The organism is Streptomyces sp. NBC_00620, from assembly GCF_026341825.1.
Lineage (GTDB): Bacteria > Actinomycetota > Actinomycetes > Streptomycetales > Streptomycetaceae > Streptomyces.
Genome location: NZ_JAPENY010000003.1, coordinates 1017090 through 1031341, shown reverse-complemented (window position 1 = coordinate 1031341; position 14252 = coordinate 1017090). Strand labels below are relative to the sequence as shown.

Annotated in this window: 13 protein-coding genes; 7 read left to right on the top strand and 6 right to left on the bottom strand. The window is 70.5% G+C overall.

All coding sequences use genetic code 11. The annotated features are described in order from the left end of the window. Window positions 1-4: 4 nt before the first annotated feature. Both OG246_RS35915 and OG246_RS35910 read right to left on the bottom strand, forming a co-directional pair. Window positions 5-2383, bottom strand: coding sequence for a Tex family protein (locus tag OG246_RS35915; RefSeq protein ID WP_266472928.1), 2379 nt, complete (start codon window positions 2381-2383; stop codon window positions 5-7). Window positions 2384-2504: 121 nt separating this feature from the next. Further along, window positions 2505-3371: a hypothetical protein gene (locus OG246_RS35910; RefSeq protein ID WP_266472926.1), complete on the bottom strand. Its 867-nt coding sequence runs from the start codon at window positions 3369-3371 to the stop codon at window positions 2505-2507. A gap of 124 nt (window positions 3372-3495) precedes the next feature. On the opposite strand from OG246_RS35910, the gene OG246_RS35905 reads away from it, so the two are divergent. Both OG246_RS35905 and OG246_RS35900 read left to right on the top strand, forming a co-directional pair. After that, the gene (locus OG246_RS35905; protein ID WP_266472925.1) at window positions 3496-4449 is read left to right on the top strand and encodes a GlxA family transcriptional regulator; all 954 of its coding nucleotides are present in this window, start codon (window positions 3496-3498) and stop codon (window positions 4447-4449) included. A 10-nt stretch (window positions 4450-4459) separates the two neighbouring features. Further along, window positions 4460-5095: a DJ-1/PfpI family protein gene (locus OG246_RS35900; RefSeq protein ID WP_266472923.1), complete on the top strand. Its 636-nt coding sequence runs from the start codon at window positions 4460-4462 to the stop codon at window positions 5093-5095. Here the strand turns inward: OG246_RS35900 and OG246_RS35895 are convergent. Further along, window positions 5082-5837, bottom strand: coding sequence for an enoyl-CoA hydratase/isomerase family protein (locus OG246_RS35895; protein WP_266472922.1), 756 nt, complete (start codon window positions 5835-5837; stop codon window positions 5082-5084). The two genes, OG246_RS35900 and OG246_RS35895, sit on opposite strands and share 14 nt — an antisense overlap. Before the next feature lie 260 nt (window positions 5838-6097). On the opposite strand from OG246_RS35895, the gene OG246_RS35890 reads away from it, so the two are divergent. Continuing rightward, window positions 6098-6604, top strand: a complete 507-nt coding sequence (locus tag OG246_RS35890; RefSeq protein ID WP_266474957.1) for an ATP-binding protein — start codon at window positions 6098-6100, stop codon at window positions 6602-6604. Window positions 6605-6619: 15 nt separating this feature from the next. Here the strand turns inward: OG246_RS35890 and idi are convergent, their stop codons facing one another. From idi to galE, 3 genes are all read right to left on the bottom strand, one after another. After that, window positions 6620-7213: an isopentenyl-diphosphate Delta-isomerase gene (idi, locus tag OG246_RS35885; RefSeq protein ID WP_266472921.1), complete on the bottom strand. Its 594-nt coding sequence runs from the start codon at window positions 7211-7213 to the stop codon at window positions 6620-6622. Between the two features lie 313 nt (window positions 7214-7526). Beyond that, on the bottom strand, window positions 7527-8465 hold the full coding sequence (locus OG246_RS35880; RefSeq protein WP_266472919.1) for a cation diffusion facilitator family transporter: 939 nt from the start codon (window positions 8463-8465) through the stop codon (window positions 7527-7529). Between the two features lie 134 nt (window positions 8466-8599). Continuing rightward, entirely contained in the window at window positions 8600-9580 is a 981-nt protein-coding gene (galE, locus tag OG246_RS35875) for a UDP-glucose 4-epimerase GalE (RefSeq protein WP_266472918.1), read from the bottom strand. A 317-nt stretch (window positions 9581-9897) separates the two neighbouring features. On the opposite strand from galE, the gene OG246_RS35870 reads away from it, so the two are divergent. From OG246_RS35870 to OG246_RS35855, 4 genes are read left to right on the top strand one after another with little or no spacing between them, the layout of a single operon-like run. Next, entirely contained in the window at window positions 9898-11694 is a 1797-nt protein-coding gene (locus OG246_RS35870; RefSeq protein ID WP_266474956.1) for a DUF5941 domain-containing protein, read from the top strand. Next, window positions 11691-12443: a phosphocholine cytidylyltransferase family protein gene (locus OG246_RS35865; RefSeq protein WP_266472916.1), complete on the top strand. Its 753-nt coding sequence runs from the start codon at window positions 11691-11693 to the stop codon at window positions 12441-12443. Before OG246_RS35870 ends, OG246_RS35865 begins: the two co-directional genes overlap by 4 nt. Further along, window positions 12431-13492 (top strand): iron-containing alcohol dehydrogenase family protein, encoded by a 1062-nt coding sequence (locus OG246_RS35860; RefSeq protein ID WP_266472913.1) that lies wholly within the window; start codon window positions 12431-12433, stop codon window positions 13490-13492. The genes OG246_RS35865 and OG246_RS35860 overlap by 13 nt, the downstream gene beginning before the upstream one ends. After that, the gene (locus OG246_RS35855; protein WP_266472912.1) at window positions 13470-14252 is read left to right on the top strand and encodes a CDP-alcohol phosphatidyltransferase family protein; all 783 of its coding nucleotides are present in this window, start codon (window positions 13470-13472) and stop codon (window positions 14250-14252) included. Before OG246_RS35860 ends, OG246_RS35855 begins: the two co-directional genes overlap by 23 nt.

Genomic DNA, 14252 nt, shown 5'->3' with positions numbered 1-14252 from the left:
AACGTCAGCCCCGCCCCCGCTTGGGATCCGTCAACCCCGCCCGCCGCAAAGCATCCGCCATCGCACTGTTGGCAGGCGGCGCCGCCTGCCGAGACCCCCCGCCGGAACGGCCCTGCCCCTGACGCGCCTGCTGCTGCCGCTGCTGAGGCGGCCGCCCCCCACGCTGAGGCCGCTCACCCTGAGCCTCCGCAGCCACCGCCTCGTCATCCAACCGCAGCGTCAACGAAATCCGCTTCCGCGGAATATCGACCTCAAGCACCTTCACCTTGACGATGTCGCCAGGCTTCACCACATCCCGCGGATCCTTGACGAAGGTCTTGGACATCGCGGACACGTGCACAAGCCCGTCCTGGTGGACGCCCACATCCACGAACGCCCCGAACGCGGCGACATTCGTGACGACCCCCTCAAGCACCATCCCGGACACGAGGTCGGACAGCTTCTCGACGCCGTCCTTGAAGGTCGCCGTCTTGAAGGCGGGCCGGGGGTCACGCCCGGGCTTCTCCAGCTCCTTCAGGATGTCCGTCACGGTCGGCAGACCGAACTTCTCGTCCACGAAGTCGACGGGCTTGAGCGACCGCAGCACCCCGGAGTTGCCGATCAGGGAAGCGACTTCGTTCCCCGCCGTCTTCACCATGCGCCGCACCACGGGGTACGCCTCGGGGTGCACGCTGGACGCGTCCAGCGGATCGTCCCCGCCGCGGATCCGCAGGAAGCCCGCGCACTGCTCGTACGCCTTCGGTCCGAGCCGGGCCACGTTCTTGAGGGAGGTACGGGACCGGAAAGGCCCGTTCGCGTCACGGTGGGACACGATGTTCTCGGCGAGTCCGGAGGTGATGCCGGAGACGCGGGAGAGGAGCGGCGCCGACGCGGTGTTCACGTCCACACCCACGCCGTTCACACAGTCCTCGACTACCGCGTCAAGGGACCGGGACAGCTTCACCTCGGACAGGTCGTGCTGGTACTGCCCGACCCCGATGGACTTCGGGTCGATCTTCACCAGCTCGGCCAGCGGGTCCTGGAGCCGGCGGGCGATGGACACGGCGCCGCGCAGCGACACGTCCATGTCGGGCAGCTCCTGCGAGGCGAACGCGGACGCCGAGTACACGGACGCCCCGGCCTCGGAGACCATCACCTTGGTGAGGTTCAACTCCGGGTGCTTGGTGATGAGTTCACCGGCGAGCTTGTCCGTCTCGCGGGACGCCGTGCCGTTGCCGATCGCGATCAGCTCGACCGTGTGCTCCTTGGCGAGCCGTGCGAGCTTGGCGATGGCCTCGTCCCACTTGTTGGCGGGGACGTGTGGGTAGATGACGTCCGTGGCGAGGACCTTGCCGGTCGCGTCGACCACGGCGACCTTCACGCCCGTGCGGAACCCGGGGTCGAGGCCCAGCGTCGCGCGTGTGCCCGCCGGGGCGGCCAGCAGCAGGTCCCGCAGGTTCGACGCGAACACGTTGACCGCCTCGTCCTCGGCGGCCGTACGCAACCGCAGGCGCAGGTCGATGCCGAGGTGCACCAGAAGGCGGGTCCGCCAGGCCCAGCGGACCGTGTCCTTGAGCCACTTGTCGCCGGGACGGCCACGGTCGGCGATCTGGAAACGGTGGGCGACGATCCCCTCGTACGAGGACGGTCCTGGCTGCTCGGCAGGCTCCTCGGGCTCCAGGACGAGGTCGAGGACGTCCTCCTTCTCGCCGCGCAGCATGGCCAGGACACGGTGCGAGGGCAGCGCCTTGAAGGGCTCCGCGAAGTCGAAGTAGTCGGAGAACTTCGCGCCCGCCTCCTCCTTGCCGTCCCGCACCTTGGCGACGAGCCGTCCGCGCACCCACATGCGCTCACGGAGCTCGCCGATCAGGTCGGCGTCCTCGGAGAACCGCTCGGTGAGGATCGACCGGGCACCGTCGAGCGCGGCCTGCGGATCGGCGACGCCCTTGTCGGAGTCGACGAAGGCCGCGGCCGCGGCGAGCGGATCGACCGAAGGATCGCCGAGCAGGCCCTCGGCCAGCGGCTCCAGGCCTGCCTCGCGCGCGATCTGCGCCTTCGTGCGCCGCTTCGGCTTGAACGGCAGATAGATGTCCTCGAGACGCGCCTTCGTGTCGGCGCCCCGGATCTGCGCCTCGAGCTCCTCCGTGAGCTTGCCCTGCTCGCGCACCGACTCGAGGATCGCGGTGCGCCGTTCCTCCAGCTCCCGCAGATAGCGCAGCCGCTCATCGAGGGTGCGCAGCTGCGCATCGTCGAGCATCTCGGTCGCTTCCTTGCGGTAGCGGGCGATGAAGGGCACCGTCGATCCGCCGTCGAGCAAGTCGACGGCGGCCTTGACCTGCCGCTCCCGTACGCCGAGTTCCTCGGCGATCCTGCCTTCGATGGACCCTACGAGGGGTGTCGTCACGATCCCGTACCGCCTTCTCCACTGAGGTTGCGCGGCAATTGTGGCAGGTGACACCGACAACGGTGGATCAGGGCGGCACGGGGCGCGGGGACCGCCCCGGAAACGGAGCGGTGCCGGCGGCTCACCCCTTGCCGATCATGCCCTCCGGGAACGCACCGGCGGCGAACGCCGTCATCAGCAGTTCCTTCGCCAGCTCGGTGAGCCGTTCCACGCCCGCGGCGCCGAGATGCTCGTACGGCGCACGGTCCAGGCGGTCCGTGCGTGCCTCGATGTCCTTGCGCAGGGCGGTACCGGCGTCGGTCAACTCGCCCTCCGCGTCGAGCAGTCCGCGCTCCCGCAGCCGTGTGACCGCCGCCTCCCAGTCCCCGCGCGACCAGCCGCGCGTGCCGAGCGCCCACTTCGGGGTCATGCCCCTGCCGGTGGCGGTGTGGCTCACCAGGGCCTCGACCGGGTCGAGTTCCGCGTCGAGCAGCACCGCGAGGTGACCGTCGCCGCGGTGCTCACGCAGCAGGGTGGCCGCGTGGTAGAGCGCGAGGTGCGGCGCGTCGGGGACGGGCAGGTCCGCGTGGGCCGCGTACAGGGGGCGCGCGGACCTGCCGCAGGCCTCGGCCGCCCGCAGCGCGAGGTCCGCCGCCTCGGCCAGCTCCTTGGAGGCGATGACGTCCTCGCCGAGCAGCCGCCGCAGCGTCGCGTCGACGGCACGCGTGCGTGCCGCGAGCACGGCCTCAGGGGAGGCCACCTGCCACACCGCGGGCACGTGCTCAGCGATCAGCTCGTGGCGGAAGTTGTAGAACGTCGCCGTCACCGTGCCCGGGCCCACCGCGCCCATGGCCGCCGCCCGCGTCGCGAAGTACGCGCCGTTGCTGTCCTCGATCCCGACAGCGGCCAGTTCCCGGCCCAGGTCGGGTGAGAAGTACAGCGTCGCCGCGATCGAATTGAGGACGTTGTGGCAGCGCCGCCCGGCGCGCTCCGGCAGAGGTGTCGTCATGCCCCGCACGTTACCGACTGGTTGGTACGGGGGGAATCCCGGGGGACCCAAGGGCACGCACATGGCAGGAAAGGAGGGGTACTCGTCATTGCGGACATCGCAGTGCCCGCCAACAATCGAGGACATGCGAACCGTCCTGGTCGTCCTCTTCGACAACGTACAGAGCCTCGACGTCACGGGCCCCGTGGAGGTGTTCGCGGGCGCCGAGGGCGGCCGCGCCGGGTCGTACCGCATCCTCACCGCCTCCCTGGACGGCGCCCCGGTGCGCACCTCCAGCGGCCTCACCCTCGTCCCGGACCACGCGCTCGCCGACGCACCCGCCCCGCACACCCTGCTCGTCCCCGGCGGCGCGGGCACCCGGCACCTCGACCCCCGCCTGACCGACTGGCTGTGCGAGCACGGGCCGCGCGCCGAGCGGCTCGTCTCCGTCTGCACCGGAGCCATCCCGCTCGCCGCGGCGGGTCTCCTGGACGGCCGCCGCGCCACCACCCACTGGGCGTACTGCGACAAGCTCGCCCGCGACCACCCGGCGATCGACGTCGACCCGGACCCCATCTACGTACGCGACGGCCAGGTCTCCACCTCGGCGGGCGTCACCTCGGGCATCGACCTGGCCCTAGCCCTCGTCGAGGAGGACCTGGGACGGGACGCCGCACTCATGGTGGCGCGTTACCTGGTCGTCTTCCTGCGGCGTCCGGGCAACCAGGCCCAGTTCAGCGCCCAGCTCGCCGCCCAGACGGCCCAGCGCGAACCCCTGCGCGAAGTCCAGCAGTGGATCACCGAACACCCCGACGCCGACCTGAGCGTCGAGTCCCTCGCCACCCGCGCCCGGCTCTCGCCCCGCCACTTCGCCCGCGCCTTCCAGGCCGAGACCGGCATGACGCCGGGCCGGTACGTCGAACGGGTCCGCCTCGAACACGCCCGGCGCCTGATGGAGGACACCGCCGACGGCATCGAGGAGATCTCCCGCACCTGCGGCTACCGCACCCCTGAGGCGATGCGCCGCGCCTTCGTCAAAACCCTCGGCTCGGCACCGGCCGAGTACCGACGCCGGTTCAGCCCGGCATCCACCCGCTGAGGAGAACCTCATGCAGATCGCCATCGTCCTGTTCGACCGCTTCACCGCCCTGGACGCGGTGGGTCCGTACGAAACCCTCGGCCGGCTGCCCGGCGCGGAGGTCGTCTTCGTCGCCGAGCAGACCGGTCCCGTCCGCACCGACACGGGCAACCTGGCGCTCACCGCGGACAAGACTCTGGCCGAGGTGGAGCACCCCGACATCGTCGTGGTCCCCGGCGGCCCGGGCCAGACCCCGCAGATGGAGAACCGGGCCCTCCTGGACTGGATGCGGGCCGTCGACGCCACGAGCACCTGGACGACATCGGTGTGCACGGGCTCACTGCTCCTCGCCGCCGCCGGGCTCCTCGATGGCCGCCGCGCCACCTCGCACTGGCTGGCGCTCGACTTCCTCAAGCAGTTCGGTGCCGAGCCGACGGGGGAGCGGGTCGTGTTCGACGGCAAGTACGTGACCGCGGCCGGTGTCTCGGCCGGCATCGACATGGGCCTCACCCTGCTCGGCCGGATCGCGGGCGACGAACACGCCCAGGCCGTACAGCTGTTGACCGAGTACGACCCCCAGCCGCCCTATGACGCGGGATCCCCCCAGAAGGCGCCCGCGCACCTCGTCGAGGAGTTCCGCGCCAACAGCCGCTTCACCCTGACGTAGACACACTCCATGTGAAGCGCGGCGGCCGGCGCTCCAGGAAGGCGGCGACCCCCTCCGCGGTGTCGCCGCTGCCCCGCGCCCGCTCCGCCCAGTACGCGTCCCGGTCCGTCCGCCCGTTCGCGAACTCCTTGGCCGCCGCCTGTGTCAGCAGCGAGCGCCCGGCCAGTACGCGCGTGAACTCCCCGACGCGCTTGTCGAGTTCGCCCCCGGGCAGCACCTCGTCGACGAGGCCGGTACGCAGGGCCCGCTCCGCGTCGATCAACTCGCCCGAGAACAGCAGGTACTTCGCGGTGGCCGGACCCACCAGCGACACCAACCGCCGGGTGGAGGAGGACGGATAGACGATCCCCAGCTTCGCCGGAGTCACCCCGAACAGCGCCCCCTCCTCCGCGAACCGCAGATCGCAGGCTGCCGCGAGCTGTGACCCGCCGCCCACGCAGTACCCGCGGATCGCCGCGAGCGTCGGCTTCGGGAAGGCCGCGAGCGCCTCCTCGGCGAGCACGGCCAGGCCCTGTGCCTCGTCCGGCGAGCCCCGCAGCGTCGAGATGTCGGCCCCGGCGCAGAACGTGTCGCCCTCACCGGTGAGCACCAGCGCGTGTACATCGGCGTCATCGGTCAACTCGTCGAGCAAGGGCGGCAACGCCCGCCACATGCCGGCCGTCATGGCATTGCGCTTGGCCGGATGGTTGATGACGACGGCGGCGACCCCGTCCGTGACGCTGTGCGGCAGCTGCGGCTCCATGTGCCGGATGCTATCCACACGGAGGTGGCCACTCCGCACGGGACGGACAGGGCGAGCCCGGCGTCAAACCCGTACAACCCGAATAGTTTCCGAAGTCGGCACAACCGGTACAGGATCAGTCCCACAAGTGACCGTGTCATACGACGACGATCAGAAGCTGTCGATAGTCGCTGACTTCTGTTCAGTACTCCGGTGCGGACGGGCCCAGTACCAACACTCATTGGGTGGTGACAATCGAGCGCAAGGGTGGCGACCGGACGATGGAGAACCTCGGGCGGGGGTCCGACCCGAGCCCTGAAGTCGGCGGGGAGATCCCTCCCGACGGGAGACCGCCGGGCCCGTTGCCGTACGAGGGAGTGTGGCGGTTCACCGCTCCCGCCGTCGACGCCTCGGTACCGCAGGCGCGGCACGCCGTGCGGGACCTGCTGGTCCGCCAAGGAGTGCCCGTCTCGGACGAGCTCGTCCAGGGTCTCCTTCTGATCGTTTCCGAACTCGTCACCAACGCGGTCCGGCACGCGGCGCTCCTCTCACCGGTGCTGGCCGTGGAGGTCGCCGTCGGCGCCGAGTGGGTGCGGGTCTCCGTGGAGGACAACCACCCCTACCGCCCGACCGCCCTTGAAGCGGACCACGGGCAGACCGGTGGCCGGGGCCTGCTGCTCGTGCGGGAGGTCACCAGGGAATCGGGCGGAGTGTGCGACGTCGAGCACACCTCGGGCGGCGGCAAGGTGATCTGGGCCGCCCTGCCGCTCACCCCCAGCGTGGTCTAGCTCAGCGGGCCGATCTCACCAGTCGGCGGACGGTCCTGTCAGCTCCCTGACCGCCGGACGGGCCGCGTCCAGGACCGTCATGAACCACGACGAGAAGGTCTCCTTCGCGTGCCGCTCCGCCAGCTCGTCGGCGGTCACGAACGCGGTCGCCTCGACCTCCTCCGGGTCGGGGTGCAGCGGCGACTGCACCATCCCGACGAAGAGGTGGTTGTACTCCTGCTCCACCAGGCCCGAGTCCGGGTCCGGGTGGTTGTACCGGACCGTGCCGGCCTCGGCGAGCAGCGAGGGGGAGACCCCGAGCTCCTCGTACGTCCGCCGGGCCGCCGCCGCGAAGGGCGCCTCGCCGGGGTAGGGGTGGCCGCAGCAGGTGTTGGACCAGACGCCGGGGGAGTGGTACTTGCCGAGGGCGCGCTGCTGGAGCAGCATCCGCCCGCGCTCGTCGAAGAGGAACACCGAGAACGCTCGGTGCAACTGCCCGGGCGCCTGGTGCGCGGCGAGCTTCTCCGCCGTACCGATCGTGTTGCCGTCCTCGTCGACCAGTTCCAGCAAGATCGCTTCAACGGTGCCGTTCGACGAACTGTGCGTCGCGGTGGCAGGTGTGATCGGCATACCCATCCTTCGCATCGGTCTTCGAGCCCCAAGTCTGCCGTACGAAACCGGCACTCCCGGCACTTCGCTGCTCCCCGCATGTCCCGCTCCGGGAGCTCGGACCGGGACGCGCGGGGCGGCGTACGTCACGCACCGAAAGCGCCGGATACCTGTTCGTGCCCGGTGCCACGGACGAGGAACCGTCCGGGACAGGGGCCATCGGGTGTTCGGGCGGCAGGCGAAATCCGGGCCGGATGCCGTACTCCGAAGCGGGCGGACTGCCGTACCGCGCGTACAGCGGCCGGTCCGTCCCCTCCGGGTCCACGGAGCCGGGTCAGTGACAGAGCTTCGCCTCGTGCTCCGCGTGTCCGCTCGGCTCCAGCTGGAACGTGCAGTGTTCGACGTCGAAGTGGTCGCCGAGGCAGACCTGGAGTTCGTGGAGCATCTTCTCGTGGCCGATGGCGTTCAGGACGTCCGAGCTGACGACCACGTGCACGGAGAGGACCGGCATACCGGAGGTGATGGTCCAGGCGTGCAGGTCGTGGATGTCCTCGACGCCGGGCAGCGCCAGTATGTGCGCGCGCACCTCCGCCATGTCGACGCCCTTCGGAGCCGCCTCCAGGAGCACGTTGAGGGTCTCCTGGAGCAGCTTCCAGGTGCGCGGGACGATCATGAGGCTGATGACGATCGAGGCGATCGGGTCGGCGGCCTGCCAGCCCGTGGTCAGGATGACCACCGCGGCGATCAGCACCGCCACCGAACCCAGCGCGTCGGCCACCACTTCCAGGAACGCGCCCCGCACGTTCAGGCTGTCCTTCTGCCCGCGCATCAGCAGCGTGAGCGAGATCATGTTCGCGACCAGGCCGATCAGAGCGAACACAACGGTCAGACCGCCGTGGGTGTCGGCGGGCGTCATGAAGCGTTGGATCGCCTCGTACAGGACGTAGCCGCCGACGCCGAGCAGCAGCAGGCAGTTGGCGAGGGCGGCGAGGATCTCGGCCCGCGCGTACCCGAAGGTGCGGTTCTCGCTGGGCGGGAGGTTGGCGAAGTGGATCGCGAGCAGTGCCATGCCGAGGCCCAGCGCGTCCGTCGCCATATGGGCCGCGTCCGCGATGAGCGCGAGCGAATCGGCGAGGACACCGCCCACGATCTCGACCACCATGACGGTGAGCGTGATCGACAGCGCGATGCGCAGCCTCCCGCGGTACGCCGCTGCCGCCGTACCCGTGGTGGGAGCACCATGCGCATGCCCGTGATCGTGCCCAGCCCCCATGGAAGCCGCCTCCTTCGCTCTGCCCGGAATCACAGTGAACTACGGGCGGGGGGTATCGGGCAACGCGGCACTGAACACCGTTGTCATATGCTCTGACCTGCGGAAACGATTCGCAGGTCAGAGCACCCACAAGATCACACGGCTGGTGTCCTGGAGTGGTGCAGCTGCCACCCCTGCCATGCCGACTCGACCATTTCGCGTACCCCGCGCCGCGCGCTCCAGCCCAGCTCCCGCGCGGCAAGCTCGGCCGAGGCGACCGCGCGCGGTGCGTCACCGGGACGGCGCGGCCCGACGACCGCGGGTGTGCTGTCGCCGCTCACCTCCGCGATGGCCGTGATGAGTTCGCGGACCGAAACACCCTCCCCACGGCCGATGTTGACCGTCAGGTCGCCCGCAGCCCCCTCGGTGAGCCGCCGGGCCGCCGTCAGATGGGCCTCGGCGAGATCGGCGACGTGGATGTAGTCGCGTACGCAGGTGCCGTCCGGTGTCGGATAGTCGGCACCGAAGATCCGGGGGGCCTCGCCGCGGGTGAGGCGGTCGAAGACCATCGGGATGACGTTGAACACGCCGGTGTCGGCCAGCTCGGGTGCGCCCGCGCCGGCCACGTTGAAGTAGCGCAGGCACACCGTCGCGATGCCGTGCGCCCGGCCCGCCGCCCGCACCAGCCACTCCCCGGTGAGCTTCGTCTCGCCGTACGGGCTCATCGGGGCGCAGGGGGTGTCCTCCGTGATGAGGTCCACATCCGGGTTGCCGTAGACGGCCGCCGACGAGGAGAAGAGGAAGCGCTTCACGCCCGCTTCGGCGACCGCCTCCAGGAGTGTCGCGAGACCGCCCACGTTCTCCTGGTAGTAGTACGCCGGCCGGTCCACGGACTCGCCGACCTGCTTGCGCGCGGCGAGATGCACCACACCCGTCACGTCGTACTCGGCGATGACCTTCCTCACCAGGTCCCCGTCCAGCGACGAGCCCCGCACCAGCGGGACGCTCTCCGGGAGCCGGCCCGGAACGCCCGCCGAGAGGTCGTCGAGGGCGACGACGCGCTCCCCGGCCCCGGCCATTGCCCGCGCCACGTGTGCGCCGATGTATCCGGCCCCGCCTGTGATCAGCCATGTCATGGGCGCCAACCCTATGCCGGTCCGCCGTTCCGGCAGCTCGGCGCCGGTGCGGCCGGGGCGTGAGGGCCCGCCCCCGATGTCGTAAATGGTAAGAAATGGCGGCACGGTTTGTGGCGCGGCCCTTGGATCCCTGATGATGATCGCGGCGGAGGCGGCTAGGCAGATCTGGTTGATCGGGCCGTGAACGGGTGGTGAACGCCCGCTTCCATTCATCCGATAGCCTCTGCCGACATGTCGCCCGGTCCAGGCCGCCGGGTGCCCCATCACCTACAGCCCCGGTGCGGCAGGCCGTGCCGGCCACCCAGGGAGTGAGTTCGCTGTCGACCGCCATCCTCACCGGCCAGCCGGTTCCCGGATCGTCGATCGAGGGCGACCTCCGGTCGCTCGGCTTCGACGTGCGGCTCGCCTCCGACGCGGGTGACACCGGGACACTTCTGGCCGCCGTGCCGGCCGACCAGCGGGTCGCCGTCGTCGACGCCCGCTTCGTGGGACACGTGCACGCGCTGCGCCTCGGCCTCACGGACCCCCGGTTCCCCGTCGCCGCGGTGCCCGGCGCCGTCTCGGTGCAGCCCGCCGCACGCCGTGCGCTGATCAGGGCGATGGCCCACGAGACATCCGCCGCGGGCGGCGTCGCCATAGCCACGGAGAACGTCGCCGACCGCATCGTCACGGCCCTCGACGCGGACGGCGTGGACGTGCACCGCCCCGAGCTCGGCACGCTCGTCGCAGCCGTCCCGGCCGACCCGCAGCAGCGCAACGAGATCCGGCAGGCCGTCTCCGCCGTGGACGACGAGGCCGTACGTCTGCGCAGCGCCGTGAAGGCCCGCGACGGCTTCTTCACCACCCACTTCATCAGCCCGTACTCACGCTACATAGCCCGCTGGTGCGCACGCCGAGGCCTCACCCCGAACCAGGTGACGACCGCCTCACTCCTCACCGCCCTGATAGCCGCGGGCTGCGCCGCCACCGGCACCCGCGCCGGCTTCGTCGCCGCCGGCCTGCTGCTCCTCTTCTCCTTCGTCCTGGACTGCGTGGACGGCCAGATCGCCCGCTACTCCCTCCAGTACTCCACGCTCGGCGCCTGGCTCGACGCGACCTTCGACCGAGCCAAGGAGTACGCCTACTACGCGGGCCTCGCCCTCGGAGCGGCCCGCGGCGGCGACGACGTATGGGCACTCGCCCTCGGCGCGATGATCCTGCAGACCTGCCGCCACGTCGTCGACTTCTCCTTCAACGAGGCGAACCACGACGCCACCGCCAACACCAGCCCCACCGCCGCTCTCTCGGACAAGCTCGACAGCGTCGGCTGGACGGTCTGGGTGCGCCGCATGATCGTGCTGCCCATCGGTGAACGCTGGGCGATGATCGCCGTACTCACCGCGCTGACGACACCGCGCATCACCCTGTACGCGCTGCTCATCGGCTGCGCCTTCGCGGCGACGTACACCACGGCGGGCCGCGTACTGCGCTCGCTCACCCGTAAGGCCCAACGCACCGACCGCGCGGCCAAGGCCCTCGCCGACCTCACGGACTCAGGGCCCCTCGCCGAGCTGCTGACCCGCTTCACCCGCGGGGTCGCAAGCCTCGGTCCGGCGTACGTCGCCTTCGTCGCCGGGGCCCTCGTCGTGCTCGGCGCCGCGCTTGCCCCGTACGGCAGCTGGTGGCCCGTCCTGGGCGCCGTGATCTACGTACTGCTGTCGCCCGTGGCCCTTGCCAGGCCGCTCAAGGGCCCCCTGGACTGGCTGGTCCCGCCGATCTACCGCGCGGCCGAATACGGCACCGTTCTCGTCCTCGCAGCTGAAGCGGAGGTGAACGGAGCACTTCCCGCAGCTTTCGGCCTGGTGGCCGCTGTCGCCTACCATCACTACGACACGGTGTACCGCATTCGCGGCAACGCCGGCGCGCCGCCGCACTGGCTGGTGCGGGCGATCGGCGGGCACGAAGGCAGGACGCTGCTGGTCGTCGTGCTGGCCGCGCTGCTCACCGCCGCGCAGTTCAAGGTCGCGCTCACGGCTCTCGCCGTGGCCGTGGCACTGCTGGTGCTCGTCGAGAGCATCCGCTTCTGGGTGTCCTCCGGGGCGCCCGCCGTACACGATGAAGGAGAACCCGCATGATCGGCCTCGTGCTGGCGGCCGGCGCCGGCCGGCGTCTGCGCCCCTACACCGACAGCCTTCCCAAGGCTCTGGTGCCGGTGGGCCCCGCGGGTGCGGAGGACAGCATCACGGTTCTGGACCTGACCCTCGGCAACTTCGCGGAGATCGGTCTGACCGAGGTCGGCATCATCGTCGGCTACCGCAAGGAAGCCGTGTACGAGCGCCAGGCGGCCCTCGAGGAGAAGTACGGCCTCAAGCTCACCCTCATCGACAACGACAAGGCCGAGGAGTGGAACAACGCCTACTCCCTGTGGTGTGGACGTGACGCCCTCAGGGACGGTGTGATCCTCGCCAACGGCGACACCGTGCACCCGGTCTCCGTCGAGAAGACGCTGCTGGCCGCCCGCGGCGACGGCAAGAAGATCATCCTCGCCCTCGACACGGTGAAGAAGCTCGCCGACGAGGAGATGAAGGTCGTCGTGGACCCCGAGAAGGGCGTCCGGAAGATCACCAAGCTCATGGAGCCCGCCGAGGCCACCGGCGAGTACATCGGTGTCACCCTCATCGAGGGCGCGGCCGCCGACGAGCTGGCCGACGCGCTGAAGACGGTGTGGGAGACCGACCCGCAGCAGTTCTACGAGCACGGCTACCAGGAGCTCGTCGACCGCGGCTTCCAGATCGACGTCGCGCCGATCGGCGAGGTCCCGTGGGTCGAGATCGACAACCACGAAGACCTTGCCAAGGGACGTGAGATCGCGTGCCAGTACTGACGAGGCTCATCCCCTCGCCGGTCGTCGTCGACATCCGTCCGGGTGCCCTGGACGACCTGGCGGGGGTGCTCTCCGACGAGCGGATCTCGCACTCGGGGAAGCTGGCCGTCGCGGTGAGCGGCGGCTCCGGCGCCAAGTTGCGCGACCGGATCGCCCCGGCACTGCCCGGTGCCACCTGGTACGAGGTCGGCGGCGGCACCCTCGACGACGCGATCGAGCTGGCCGGCGCCATGAAGGCCGGGCACTACGACGCGGTCGTGGGCCTGGGTGGCGGCAAGATCATCGACTGTGCGAAGTTCGCCGCGGCGCGCGTCGGCCTCCCGCTGGTCGCGGTGCCCACGAACCTGGCGCACGACGGCCTGTGCTCACCGGTCGCGACGCTCGACAACGACGCCGGGCGCGGCTCGTACGGTGTGCCGAACCCCATCGCGGTCGTCATCGACCTCGATGTGATCCGTGAGGCCCCCGCGCGTTTCGTGCGCGCCGGAATCGGCGACGCCGTCTCCAACATCTCCGCGATCGCGGACTGGGAACTGGCGAATCGTGTCAACGGCGAGCGGATCGACGGCCTCGCCGCCGCGATGGCGCGCCAGGCCGGTGAGGCCGTGCTGCGGCACCCCGGCGGCATCGGCGACAACGCCTTCCTCCAGGTGCTCGCCGAGGCCCTCGTCCTCAGCGGGGTGGCCATGTCGGTGTCGGGCGACTCACGCCCCTCCTCCGGCGCCTGCCACGAGATCAACCACGCCTTCGACCTCCTCTTCCCCAAGCGCGCGGCGAGCCACGGCGAGCAGTGCGGCCTGGGCGCGGCCTTCGCGATGTACCTGCGCGGGGCGCACGAGGAGTCGGTGTACATGGCTGAGGTGCTCCACCGGCACGGGCTACCGGTGACACCGGAGGAGATCGGCTTCACCGTCGACGAGTTCTGCCAGGTCGTGGAGTTCGCTCCGCAGACCAGGCCCGGCCGCTACACGATCCTCGAACACCTAGACCTGAAAACCCACCAGATCAAGGACATCTACGCCGACTATGCCAAGGCCATCAGTAGCTGAACTCCGCCCCGTCGTTCACCCCGAAGGGGTGAAGGACCGGCGCAGTGGTGAGCACTGGGCGGGACGCCTGTACATGCGAGAGATCTCGCTGCGGGTGGACCCGTTCCTGGTCAACTCCAGGATCACGCCCAACCAGCTCACCTACCTGATGGTCGTCGCAGGCGTCCTGGCCGGTGCGGCACTCCTCATACCTGGCCTGACCGGCGCGCTGCTCGGCGCGATCCTGATCCAGCTCTACCTGCTGCTCGACTGCGTCGACGGCGAGATAGCCCGCTGGCGCAAGCAGACCTCGATCACCGGCGTCTACCTCGACCGCATAGGCCACTACCTGTCCGAGGCGGCCCTCCTCGTGGGCTTCGGTCTGCGGGGCGCGGACCTGTGGGACGGCTCCGAGGGCCCCGAGTGGCTCTGGGCCTTCGTGGGCACCCTGGCCGCGCTCGGCGCGATCCTGATCAAGGCCGAGACCGACCTGGTCGACGTGGCGCGGGCCCGCAGCGGTCTGCCCGCCGCCAAGGACGAGGCGTCCACGCCGCGCTCCTCGGGGCTCGCCCTGGCCCGCCGGGCGGCCGCGGCCCTGAAGTTCCACCGGCTGGTGGGCGGCGTCGAAGCCAGCCTCTTCGTACTCTTCGTCGCGGTCCTCGACCTGATCGGCGGCGACCTCTTCTGGACCCGCCTCGGCATCGCGGTCCTGGCCGGCATCGCGATCCTGCAGACCCTGCTGCACCTCGTGTCCATCCTCGCCTCGAGCAGGCTGAAGTGA

What these genes read in the sequence shown, in the direction of transcription:
- OG246_RS35910 (WP_266472926.1), bottom strand. Translation starts at nt 3,371, where the DNA reads ATGACGACACCTCTGCCGGAGCGCGCCGGGCGGCGCTGCCACAACGTC.
- OG246_RS35905 (WP_266472925.1), top strand. Translation starts at nt 3,496, where the DNA reads ATGCGAACCGTCCTGGTCGTCCTCTTCGACAACGTACAGAGCCTCGAC.
- OG246_RS35900 (WP_266472923.1), top strand. Translation starts at nt 4,460, where the DNA reads ATGCAGATCGCCATCGTCCTGTTCGACCGCTTCACCGCCCTGGACGCG.
- OG246_RS35895 (WP_266472922.1), bottom strand. Translation starts at nt 5,837, where the DNA reads ATGGAGCCGCAGCTGCCGCACAGCGTCACGGACGGGGTCGCCGCCGTC.
- OG246_RS35890 (WP_266474957.1), top strand. Translation starts at nt 6,098, where the DNA reads ATGGAGAACCTCGGGCGGGGGTCCGACCCGAGCCCTGAAGTCGGCGGG.
- idi (WP_266472921.1), bottom strand. Translation starts at nt 7,213, where the DNA reads ATGCCGATCACACCTGCCACCGCGACGCACAGTTCGTCGAACGGCACC.
- OG246_RS35880 (WP_266472919.1), bottom strand. Translation starts at nt 8,465, where the DNA reads ATGGGGGCTGGGCACGATCACGGGCATGCGCATGGTGCTCCCACCACG.
- galE (WP_266472918.1), bottom strand. Translation starts at nt 9,580, where the DNA reads ATGACATGGCTGATCACAGGCGGGGCCGGATACATCGGCGCACACGTG.
- OG246_RS35865 (WP_266472916.1), top strand. Translation starts at nt 11,691, where the DNA reads ATGATCGGCCTCGTGCTGGCGGCCGGCGCCGGCCGGCGTCTGCGCCCC.
- OG246_RS35855 (WP_266472912.1), top strand. Translation starts at nt 13,470, where the DNA reads ATGCCAAGGCCATCAGTAGCTGAACTCCGCCCCGTCGTTCACCCCGAA.